Origin of the sequence: Chryseobacterium piscicola (genome assembly GCF_900156685.1) — a bacterium.
Lineage (GTDB): Bacteria > Bacteroidota > Bacteroidia > Flavobacteriales > Weeksellaceae > Chryseobacterium > Chryseobacterium piscicola.
The window spans coordinates 361,343-373,173 of record NZ_FTOJ01000001.1; the positions used below are offsets into that span (position 1 = coordinate 361,343).

Here is an 11,831-nt window from a genome sequence, read left to right on the forward strand (position 1 = left end):
TTAAATAAATTTTTAAAGTGTAAAATTAAGCAATTTTCCCGATTTTCAAGTTCGGATATTTTCTATTCACGCTATAGAAAAACATGAGCAATAGCAGTGCAATAAACGGAAAGAAGAATCTCAAAGCTGCCGATTGTGGAAAAAGTGCAAATTTAATGTAAATATTAACCACAAAACAGATGGCAAAAAACCTTATAAATTTATCTTTAGAAAAACAAAAAATACCCGTAAGCATTAATATACAAGATAATGTTACCTTTTTGAAATACAATAACTTACCGAAAAAAATATTCAGGTATTTTGAAATTGTAAAGTCTGCTTTTTCTTTGCTGATAAAAGGTCTTCTGTAAATGAATGTATCGTAGAAAAGTGCCTTCCATCCAGGATAGTTGTAGTATTTCAAAATAGCGATATACATTGTAACCAATATAGCACATTGTATGATGACCAAATAATTTATTTTTTTCGTATTCAGATACTCAAGAATACTTTGAGTGATGTAGAAAGTGAGAGAAAATGTAATGTAATCTGGTCTCACAAATACAATCAAAAATTGAATAATAAACATTGCCCATTGATTCCATCTTCTTAATAAAGCGATCATAAATAGCATCATGAATTGAAAAATGAACATATCCGGAGTTGAAATTTGCGCCATGTGCGTCATGGGAGATAACAAACAAATACCTACAGTCAACAAAGAACTAAGCCATGGTTTGTTCGGAAAAATAGTTTTTAAAACGAAAAAAAGCAGAATTCCTGAAATAAAATAAGAAATGACACTGAGTATCGTAACAGACATTGGGCCTGTAAACCCGATTTTGTATAATGCTAAGAGCGTAATATTGTAACCAATTTTAATCTGAAAATAAGGAAGCTGCTCTGTAAATGATTGTTCACTTTTGGTAAACCACTGCCTTGTTCTGTCATAGAGATTAATTCCAATGATGTCTATGTATTCTTTTTCCGGAGCTTCTTTTTTGATCTCTTGGTAAATGCGCTGATGAATTTCTTTTGGGTTGTTTGGTTCAATCAAAGTGTAAAAACAGCCCATATAACCTGGCATATCCCAGTCGTACATTCTGTTTTTAAAATTCCAAATACTTAAAAGAACCATCAGGATAAGTGTGATGAGGAAAGAAAATTTCCACTGAGATTTCAGCTTGCTGAACGATTTTATTTCCTCCACACACTTAATCTTAAAGATCTTCAGCTTCTGCCAAAAGTTCTACAATATCTTTCACTTCTACTTCGGTGTTTTTGTTGAAATGCTTTACACCATCAGTCATCATGGTATTGCAAAAAGGGCAACCTGTAGCAATTATTTTAGGTTCTTTAGAAAGGGCTTCTTCTGTTCTTTCAACGTTAATGTCTTTTTTACCTTTTTCAGGTTCTTTAAACATTTGTGCACCACCTGCACCACAACAAAGCCCGTTGGTTTTGCAACGTTTCATTTCAACTAATTCGGCATCCAGTTTCTCTAGGAGCATTCTTGGTGCTTCATATTCGCCATTGGCCCTCCCAAGGTAGCAAGGATCGTGAAAAGTGATTTTTTTGCCTTTAAATTGTCCGCCCTCTATTTTCAGTCGGCCTTCTTCCATAAGGGTTTTCAGAAATTGGGTGTGGTGTACAACCTCGTATTTTCCGCCTAATGAAGGGTATTCATTTTTTAAAGTATTAAAACAGTGTGGGCAAGCCGTTACGATTTTTTTCACCTCGTAAGCGTTCAAAATTTCAATATTGGTAAGCGCCATCATTTGGAAAACGAATTCGTTTCCGGCACGTTTTGCGGGATCTCCCGTACAGCTTTCTTCTTGTCCGAGAACGGCAAATTCAACGCCAATTTTGTTTAAAATTTTACAAAAAGCTTTGGTTATTTTTTTGGCTCTGTCATCAAAACTTCCGGCACAACCTACCCAGAAGAGAACTTCCGGAGATTTGCCTTCCATTGCGTATTCGGCCATTGTTTTTATAGTGAAATCCATGATGTATTAATGATAAGTAATGATTGATAGGTTATAATTGATTTTAATTTTCAAATTATCTCATTTTCAAATTCTAGTCTTTTGCCCAATTCAGACGATCGGCTTGATTGTACTGCCAAGGTGCAGCATTGTTCTCCACATTAGCCATCATTAGATTCAGCTCTTGAGGCGCTGCAGATTGTTCCATTACTAAGAATCTTCGCATTTCGAGAATAATAGAAAGCGGATCTAAAAGTATAGGACAAGCCTGCGTACAAGCATTACACGTAGTACAAGCCCAGAGTTCTTCTTTTGTTATATAATCATTTAATAACTTTTTGCCGTCATCTTCAAACTTTTCGTTTTTATCAATGTTTTTGCCTACTTCTTCTAAACGGTCTCTGGTTTTCATTAAAATTAATCTTGGAGACAATTTTTTGCCAGTAATATTTGCGGGACAAACCGAAGTACATCTTCCGCATTCTGTGCAAGAATAAGCATTGAGAAGCTGAACTTGATTTAAATCAAAAACATCTTCTGCACCAAATTTGGAGGGTGCTTCTTCTGAACCTTCAGCAGGAGCTGCATAAGGATCAGCGTTTGGATCCATCATTAATTTGATTTCTTTAGTAACAGAATCTAAATTATTAAACTTTCCATACAAATCTAAATTGGCGTACCAAGTACTTGGAAAAGCTAAAATAATGTGTAAATGTTTAGAATAATAAAGATAATTCATAAAGAATAAAATCCCCACAAAGTGAAACCACCAAGCTCCTCTTTCAACTATTTCTAGAAAAGAACTATCAAAACTGAAAATTTCTAAAAACGGAACCAATGTCATCTCACTGATAGGAAATGCCCCAAGATGATGATAACCATCAAAGCCCCTCGTTTGCAATATGAAGTCTGAGGAATTCATAGTAAAGAATGCCATCATTAAGGCGAATTCGATAATTAAGATCCAATTGGCGTCATTTTTTGGCCACCCGAAAAGTTCTTTCATCGTTAATCTTTTTACGTCATAAAAATTTCTACGGATGAAGAAGAGTACAACTCCAATGATTACCAAAAGAGCTAAAATCTCTAAAGTTGCTGTAAAAATATTATAAAAAGTAGGACCAAAAATTGTTGAAAGAAAACGGTGTGTATCAAAAATTCCATCAATAATAATTTCGATCAGCTCAATATTAATAATTACGAAACCTACATACACAAAGAGATGTAAAACGCCAGCAACGGGTCTTGCGCTCATGCGGCTTTGGCCCATAGCAACACGAGCCATGGTTTCCCATCGCTCATTTTTTCTGTCGCTTCGGTTAATTTCTCGTCCGAGTCGAATGTTTCGATAAATTTTTTGCAGACTTTTAGTGAAGAGACCAAATCCTGCAATTAGTAAAATTACAAATAGGATATTGTCGATATAATGCATACCAAAATGGTTAAAAGTTATTCTTTATTTGCGTTTTTGCCAAACACTGAAAAATTCACGTATCTTTTTGGGTTGGCTTTAAAATCTTCTAGAAGAACGTTAAGATTAGTAGATGCAGAATTTAGATTGTTGTACAACTGATCGTCTTTCATTATTTTACCTAAACTTCCTTCGCCACGGTCTATTCCTCCAATTACTTTATTTAGTTGTCCTACTGTTGCATCAAGATTGGCAATTGTAGCATTCAATTTCTTAGTGTCTATACTTTCTGCAAGATTTCCGTATTTATCTATTGTTACTTTTCCACTTTGCATGGTAACACTAGCCTCATCTAAAACTTTTTGAAGTTTAGGGTCATTGTTTCCAACCAATTTATTAACGCTTCCAGCCGTGTTTTCCAAAGCTCCTACCGTTTTATTTAGATTTTGCAATAATACCTTAATTTCTTCTCTGTTTTGAGCATTCATCACCTGATTGGCGTTTGCCATTAAAGAATCTACTCTGTAAAGTACGGTCTGCAGTTGGTCTTTTACAGGTCCCACTTGAGAAGAAAGACTGTTTAGCATTCCCAATTTGTAAGCACCCTTCAATGTATCTCCGTCTTTTGCTGTGGCACCTCCGTACATTAGATTTAGTTTCATTTCTTTACCAGACATTAGGCCAGGTTCAAAAATCTCTACGTTTGAGTTTTTCGAAAATTCAAATTCGTCGTCTACCGTTATTTTTACTACAAAACTGATTTTGCCATCTTTTCCGGTAATGGGAATGATTTTATCAACCTGTCCCACTTTAAGACCATTGATAGAAACAGGTGCAGACTGCGTGAGGCCTTCTACATTTTCGTATTTAGCATAAAAAATATTATCAGTTGTAAAGAGGCTTTTGCCTTTCATAAACTGAAATAGGATCACGAAACCGACAATCGCCAATAGAGCTATGAGACCGGCTTTTAATTCTTTGCTGAATTTCACTTTTTAAATTTTTTCTAATGAGCAAATATAATACATTTTGAGTGTATTAAACTATTGCTCGGTGTTAAGTACCAACAAAGCGGCAAAAACTTTGCCGCTTTGTATATGAAAATGAAATTAAATTTTATTGTTGCTGATTTCCAAGCTTATTCCAGATTTCGATTCTGTAATCATCGATGTCTGCATTGTCTTGTAAGCTCTTCATCCAAGCTTGCCCAAACATTCCTGCATTTCTTTGATTGATTGATTCTGTGAACTGCTTCAAATCACCAGGTTGCTTATTTATTGTTTCAGATTTTTTCACCAAAACATACACTCCTGTTCCTCCTTCAATAGGATTTGAAATTTTGCCTTTTTGAATTCCGAAAGCAGCACCTGCTACTTTAGGTTCCATTGCACCAGCAACAGACGGCTGAAGCATGTTTACCTGTGCAGATTGTTTTGTAGTTGCAAAGGTTTTAGCAACTTGATCAAGGCTTGATGCTTTACCAATTTTCTCAGAAATTTGTTTAGCAGCCAATTTGTTTAGAACAATAGTTTCTATTTGTGATCTTACAGATTCGGGATCTGCAAGTCCTTTTTCTTGTTTTCCGTTAAGATAAACTACTATTTTATCTCCTGTTCCTTCTACAGTGAAGATTTCTGTATTTCCTTTTTCTCTTTTCTTATCAAAAGCCCAAGTAAGAATTTCTGAATCTTTATCTGTTCCGAGACCTTGTATCTGCCCATCAAATCTTTTTGCTTGGGAAGCATTGGTGTATTGGTAGTTTGATTTTTTAGCAATATTCACAAAGTCGTTAAAAGATTTACCTTCAACTTGCTGTATGAATCTTCTTGAGTTTTTGTCTACTAAGTTTTCAGTAGCTTCAGATGGTTTTACAGTTTTTACCAAGTGAGCAATTTTGTAGCCCATTGTTCCTGCTTTTTTATCTTCTACGTTGATGATGTGGTATCCAAATTCGGTTTCAGTAATACCAGTAGAGCCTTTTGCGTTTGTAGCAAGAAAGCTTAAGTAACCCGTTGCAAATTGACTTTGAGGAGTCGTCCACCCAACACTTCCGTTTCTCTCAACAGCATTCGGTTCGTCAGAAAGTTTTAAACCTTCAGCAAATTTTGCAGGATTCCCTTTAATTGTTGCTAGTATGCTATCGGCAATTTTCTTCGCAGCTTCTTTAGTTCTTGTAGCTGTAGATCTTTCTGCACCTTTGTAAGAAATCAGGATGTGTTTAGAAAGCGTAGAGTCTGAAGGTTTTTTATCCAAAAGTTTAGAAACTACAAAAAGCTCTTGTTCTTTATAAGGCCCGAAAGTTTGTCCGATAGAGGCTGTTTCAATTTTTCCCTGAAGACCTTGTGGCACTTGGTTGGCTTGTACGTATTGGTTGTTAAAAGGGACATCAGAATTTGCTAATACAAATAGAGAGTCATTTTTAGTATTTTGAAAGTTTTCTGTAGTAGCAGCGTCTGTTCCAGAGAACAACCTTGTTATCTCTTTTTGTGTTGCCGCTTCGTCTGCCGCACTTGGTTTAGCTGGGAAAAGTACTACGCCCAAATTTCTGCTTGGTTCAGTTTTAAACATTACAGGATGTTGGTTGATGTAGTTCTGAAGGTCTTCCGTTGTTGCTTTTATTTTATTTTTCGCAAGGTAAGAAGCGTAATCTATTTTTACGAAGTCTATATCCGCCATTTGATCTCTCTCTTTCATGAGTTCTTCGGCTTCTTTTTTACCTGTGGTGATACCTGTAGAAATATTGGCAAATACTTGTCTTGCCATAATTCTGTACTCAATAGATTTTCTAGTTTTCATCCATTGAAGATAATCTTGAGGTTTGGTATTTTTAAGCGTTTCAATCTCTTTTTTCAGCTCCTGAAGTTTAAAGTTTCCTTTTTCATCAAAAAGCTGTTTGTTTTGAGCAAACATTTGATCGTACTGAAGTTGGCTCCAGAAAAGATCGTCCGTCATTTCGAATCCCATTTTTTCAAACTCTTGCTTGATGAGTTTAGACTGTACCAGTAATTGCCAAGCTTGCTCTTCAAGACCGCTTTGTGGTTGGTTTTGCTGTTGAGCTTGCTGTTGCAATACAAATAGCTGGTCGTTAAACTCTTCACGGGTTATCTTTTCGCCATTTACTTTTCCTAAAACATCAGGATTTTTACCAAAAACCTTTTCAATACTTTCAGGGTTTACCAAAAACGCTAAAAGCGCTAATGCTATAATCCCCATTAATAACCAAGGTTTACTCCTAATCTGTCCTAAAATTGCCATTTTATAATATAGTTTTATATAGTCTGCGAAAATACACATTTTTAGGAAATTAGCATAATCTTAGTGGCTTTTTTAAATTTTTTAAATTTTAATGAATGTAAAAAGGAAATTTTGACCGTATTTTTTACTAAAATTCAAATGGCACATCTATTGAGTAATTCTACACCTTGGATTCTGACGGCGCTTAATAAAAGCTTTGCTCAGATTCTTTTGAATAACAAATAAATTATAATGACAATTTGTCATTTAAAATACTATGACAGAATTTGAAGATCTTGATTTTGAAGAAATCTTAGGAAATGGTTTTGAAATCGTAACAGACGGAATAAATATCTCAGACTTTACAGAAAACGAAAAAAATGCAGGTCAGAAGGTGTTTCCTATCTTGCCGGTAAGGAATATGGTTATGTTTCCGAACGTAGTTATACCCATCACTGCAGGCAGGAAAAGCTCTATTCAGTTATTAGAAGAAGCTCAGGCAAATGGTGAATTCATCGGTGTTGTAAGCCAAAAAAATTCTGAAATAGAAAACCCAGAAGAAAAAGACCTTTACACTACGGGAACTTTAGCCAAAATCATTAAGATTATTAAACTTCCGGAAGGAAATATTACCGCTATTACAAAGGGTTTCCATCGATTTAAAATAAAAAAAATTGTAGATAAACAACCTTATCTAAAAGGCGAAATTACAAAGCTGAAAGACACAAAACCAAAGACTAAGGAAGAGTATGAAGCGCTTCTTGAGAATATTAAAGATTTGGCTTTAAAAATAATTGACCTAGATCCCAATATTCCAAATGCTGCAAATTTTGCTATCAAAAACATCAGCAGTAATGATGATTTACTCAATTTTATATGTTCTAATGCAAGCTTTCGCTCGGGAGAAAAACAAAAACTTCTAGAAGAAAAGAGTCTTTTGGTGCGTGCCAACAAGTGCTATGAAATGATGCATGAAGATTTTCGTAAATTAGAACTTAGAAATCAAATTCATCAGAAAACATCCAAAGATTTAGATAAACAGCAAAGAGAATATTTTCTTAATCAGCAGATAAGAACCATTCAGGATGAGTTGGGTGGTGGCCCAGAAAGTGATGTAGAAGAGCTTTTGAAAAAGGCTAAAACTAAAAAATGGAATGAAGAAGTAGAGGAGCATTTCCAAAAAGAAATGTCTAGGCTTCAGAGGCAAAACCCAAACTCACCAGATTATAATGTTCAAAGAAATTATCTTGATTTTTTCACTGATCTTCCTTGGGACAGCTACACGAAAGATGTATTTGATATTGCAAAAGCCGAGAAAATTTTAGATAAAGCGCATTTTGGGCTAGACGATATTAAAAAAAGAATTTTAGAACACATCGCTGTTCTGAAACTTAAAAACAATATGAAATCGCCTATTCTTCTGTTGGTAGGTCCTCCCGGAGTTGGTAAAACTTCTTTAGGGAAATCTATTGCGGATGCTTTAGGCAGAAAGTATGTAAGGCTTTCGTTGGGTGGTTTGCATGATGAAAGTGAAATTCGGGGGCATAGAAAAACTTACATCGGAGCAATGGCGGGGAGGGTTATTCAGTCGATAAAAAAGGCAGGAACTTCAAATCCGGTAATTGTTTTAGATGAAATGGATAAAATTGCACAAGGTCTTCATGGAGACCCAAGCTCGGCTTTGCTGGAAGTTTTAGATCCAGAGCAAAATAATTCTTTCTATGATAATTTCCTTGAATTGGGCTATGATTTGTCTAAAGTGATGTTTATTGCCACAGCAAATTCTTTGTCAACTATTCAGTCTCCGCTTTTAGATAGAACTGAAATTATTCAAATTGCAGGCTATACTTTAGAGGAAAAAATTGAAATTGCAAAAAGGCATTTAATTAAAAAGCAACAAGAAGAGAATGGGCTAGATTCAAAATCATTCAAACTCGGAAATATTGAACTGAAACATATTATTGAAGCTCACACTTCAGAAAGTGGCGTTCGTACTTTAGAAAAAAGAATTGCAGGCATTGCTCGTTGGGTAGCTTTGCAAACTGCATTAGAAAAAGTATATGACACCAAAATTTCTTTAGATAAAGTAGATGAAATTTTGGGTATTCCTAGACCAAAAAGTATTTCAGAAATTACAGATGCTCCAGGTGTTGTTACCGGCTTGGCTTGGACGAGCGTAGGTGGGGATATTCTTTTTATAGAGAGTATACTAAGTAACGGAAAAGGTGCTCTTACCATGACGGGGAATCTTGGGACAGTAATGAAAGAATCTGCTACAATAGCTTTAGAATACATCAAAGCGAAGCACGAAGAACTTGGCATAGATGAAGATGCTTTGGAGAAGAAAAATATTCACGTACACGTTCCGGAAGGAGCAACACCAAAAGATGGTCCTTCTGCAGGTATCGCTATGCTTTCGTCGATGGTTTCTTCATTTAGAAATAAGAAACTGAGACCGCATCTTGCTATGACAGGAGAAATTACTCTTCGCGGTAAGGTGCTTCCTGTAGGTGGAATTAAAGAGAAATTACTTGCGGCAACAAGAGCGGGTATTAAAGAAGTTATCTTGTGTGAAGCCAATAGGAAAGATGTTGAAGAAATTAAGCAAGATTATCTGAAAAATTTGAAAGTACATTATGTGAACCGAATGGAAGAGGTAATTGATCTTGCTTTAGAAAAATAATCGCAATTAATACATGTTTGTATAAAACACGCCAAAAGGCGTGTTTTTTGTTTAATAGAAGAAACTTTCTGATTAATTTTATCCCATTAAATTATTACTATGAACCGTCTAAAATTACCTTTTTTGCAAAAACTAGCGCTGGCAGTAGTTTCTATTATTGGGATAGGTTATCTCATTAGCCTTGGGCAGAGTATTTTGGCTCCCTTTTTTCTTGCATTCCTTATGGCAATGCTTTTTTTGCCATTTGCTAATTTTTTAGAAAGAAAATTAAAATTTCCAAGGTCATTTTCTACTTTGGCTTCGCTCATGGTTTTGCTCGTTATACTTTCTGGATTAATTTATTTCTTTTCATCACAAGTTGCTGGTTTTGCCAACGATATTCCCAAATTGAGATCTCAGTTTATGGTAGTTTTTGAGGATTTACAACAATGGGTTTCTAAAACTTTTAATGTTAAAATTAAAGAACAGTTTACTTATCTCGATCAAGGTTTAAATAAAATTTTATCTTCATCAGGCTTAATTTTAGGTTTTACTTTTGGTATTTTCTCCAGTGGACTGGGTTTTTTAGCATTTTTTATTCTGTTTTTTATCTTTGTTTTAAATTACAGAAGATTGCTGAATCGTTTTATCATCAATGTTTTTAACGAAAAGCACCAATCTAGCGTTGTAGAAGCAGTTTCTGAAGTAAGAGTGATGACGAAGCGTTATATAATGGGGCTTTTTATTCAAATCATTATTGTTTCTGTTCTTACCACTATTTTGCTCAGTATTTTAGGGGTAAAATATGCTATGCTTTTGGGTGTACTTACCGGGCTTTTGAATGTAATTCCCTACATCGGAATATGCATTTCTTTATTGATTTCCTGCTTTATTGCATTTGCTACCGGAACGGTTTCAGACTGTATTTATACAGCAATAGGTTATATCGTTGTGCATGCTATTGATGGAAATATTGTGCTTCCTTTTGTGGTGGGTTCTAAGGTGAAAATTAATGCTTTATTTTCTTTTATCGGAATTATTATAGGTGAGCATCTGTGGGGTATTTCTGGGATGTTACTTTGTATACCTGCCATTGCCATTATTAAAATTATTTTTGAAAGAGTAGAAGACCTACAGGCATGGGGTAATCTTCTCGGAGAAGACACGAAACCAGACAAAAAAAGGAGAAAATATAAAATTTCAAAGAATATTACTCTAGAAGAAAGAGAGTAGAGGTTTAGATATTTAATAATTAAAGTTAAACTGATTTTTTTTCTAATTTATACAATAAAGTAAACCCCGCTGCATTGGTTACGTCTCTACAGCATTATAATGTATTATCAAGTTAAAAAAAATAATAGACTCTATAAAAAGCATTAAAAACTTAGCTAAAAACACTCTTCAAAAATGGGCTTTTTTTCTTCCCTTTCAATTCCTTATCTTTGCATACTAAATTTTTAATATGTCTAAGTCATTAATTCCAAAGTTAGAAGCGATAAAACAAAGATATAATGAGGTAGCAGACCTTATTATACAGCCAGACGTAATTTCGGATCAGAAAAAATATTCTTCATTAAACAAAGAATACAGCGATTTAGGAAAAATAGTACACGTTTACAATCAATATAAAGGGGCTTTAGATAATATCGCAGAATCTGAAGAAATCATTGCAGATGGTTCAGACAGAGACTTGGTAGATATGGCTAAAGAAGAAAAAGTAGAAGCTCAGGGTAAACTTCCTGGTTTGGAAGAAGAATTAAAAGTTCTTTTAATTCCTAAAGATCCTACCGACGATAAAAACGTTATCGTTGAACTTCGTGCGGGAACTGGAGGAGATGAAGCTGCAATTTTTGTGGAAGATGTATACAGAGCGTATGCCATGTATTTTAAGACCAAAGGCTGGAAGCACGAAATCACAGATTCTAGTGAATCAACCAAAGGATATAAAGAATTAATTATTAAAATTGAAGGAGACGGCGTTTACGGGATTATGAAATTTGAATCCGGAGTTCACCGTGTACAGCGTGTTCCTGAAACCGAATCTCAAGGCAGAGTTCATACTTCGGCAATTACTGTTGCCGTTTTACCAGAAGCAGAAGAAATTGATTTTGAATTAAACCCTGCAGATATCGAAATGCAGACTTCCCGTTCTGGTGGTGCAGGTGGGCAAAATGTAAACAAGGTTGAAACTAAAGTACAGTTAACACACAAACCGTCAGGAATGGTGGTTGTTTGTCAGCAGGCTCGTTCTCAGTTGGCAAACAGAGAATTGGCGATGGAAATGCTTCGTACCAAATTATATGATATTGAAGTTCAAAAATCTGTAGGAGATATCGCTGCACAACGTAAATCTATGGTTTCTACCGGTGACCGTTCTGCAAAAATAAAAACATATAACTATCCTCAGGGAAGAGTTACAGATCATAGGATAAACAAATCGATGTACAACCTCGATGCCTACATGAATGGTGATATTGGCGATATGATTGATGCCGTAATCATGGCAGAAAATGCCGAAAAAATGAAAGGAGAAGAAGATAATTATTAATATTTTCTTTAA

8 protein-coding genes are annotated in these 11,831 nt (G+C 35.0%); 3 read left to right on the forward strand and 5 right to left on the reverse strand.

Annotation, left to right across the window (positions count from 1 at the left end; genetic code table 11):
- Positions 1–25: 25 nt before the first annotated feature.
- The 5 genes from BW939_RS01745 to BW939_RS01765 all read right to left on the reverse strand — a co-directional run bounded on the left by BW939_RS01745 (position 26) and on the right by BW939_RS01765 (position 6,630).
- Positions 26–1,189 carry a hypothetical protein gene (locus BW939_RS01745; protein ID WP_123891543.1) on the reverse strand — a complete coding sequence of 388 codons (1,164 nt, stop codon included), beginning with the start codon at positions 1,187–1,189 and terminating at the stop codon, positions 26–28.
- A 10-nt stretch (positions 1,190–1,199) separates the two neighbouring features.
- Positions 1,200–1,985, reverse strand: coding sequence for a (Fe-S)-binding protein (locus tag BW939_RS01750; protein WP_076449212.1), 786 nt, complete (start codon positions 1,983–1,985; stop codon positions 1,200–1,202).
- Between the two features lie 73 nt (positions 1,986–2,058).
- Complete coding sequence (locus BW939_RS01755) at positions 2,059–3,396, reverse strand: 4Fe-4S dicluster domain-containing protein (protein WP_076449213.1); 1,338 nt, start codon at positions 3,394–3,396, stop codon at positions 2,059–2,061.
- Positions 3,397–3,413: 17 nt separating this feature from the next.
- Entirely contained in the window at positions 3,414–4,367 is a 954-nt protein-coding gene (locus tag BW939_RS01760) for an MlaD family protein (protein WP_076449214.1), read from the reverse strand.
- Between the two features lie 124 nt (positions 4,368–4,491).
- On the reverse strand, positions 4,492–6,630 hold the full coding sequence (locus BW939_RS01765; RefSeq protein WP_076449215.1) for a peptidylprolyl isomerase: 2,139 nt from the start codon (positions 6,628–6,630) through the stop codon (positions 4,492–4,494).
- A 256-nt stretch (positions 6,631–6,886) separates the two neighbouring features.
- On the opposite strand from BW939_RS01765, the gene lon reads away from it, so the two are divergent.
- The 3 genes from lon (at position 6,887) to prfA (ending at position 11,819) form a co-directional block, all read left to right on the forward strand.
- A complete protein-coding gene (gene lon, locus BW939_RS01770; RefSeq protein ID WP_076449216.1) occupies positions 6,887–9,292 on the forward strand; it encodes an endopeptidase La in 2,406 nt (801 codons plus the stop codon).
- A gap of 123 nt (positions 9,293–9,415) precedes the next feature.
- Entirely contained in the window at positions 9,416–10,504 is a 1,089-nt protein-coding gene (locus tag BW939_RS01775) for an AI-2E family transporter (RefSeq protein WP_228417079.1), read from the forward strand.
- Between the two features lie 229 nt (positions 10,505–10,733).
- A complete protein-coding gene (gene prfA, locus BW939_RS01780) occupies positions 10,734–11,819 on the forward strand; it encodes a peptide chain release factor 1 (protein WP_076449220.1) in 1,086 nt (361 codons plus the stop codon).
- Positions 11,820–11,831: the final 12 nt, after the last annotated feature.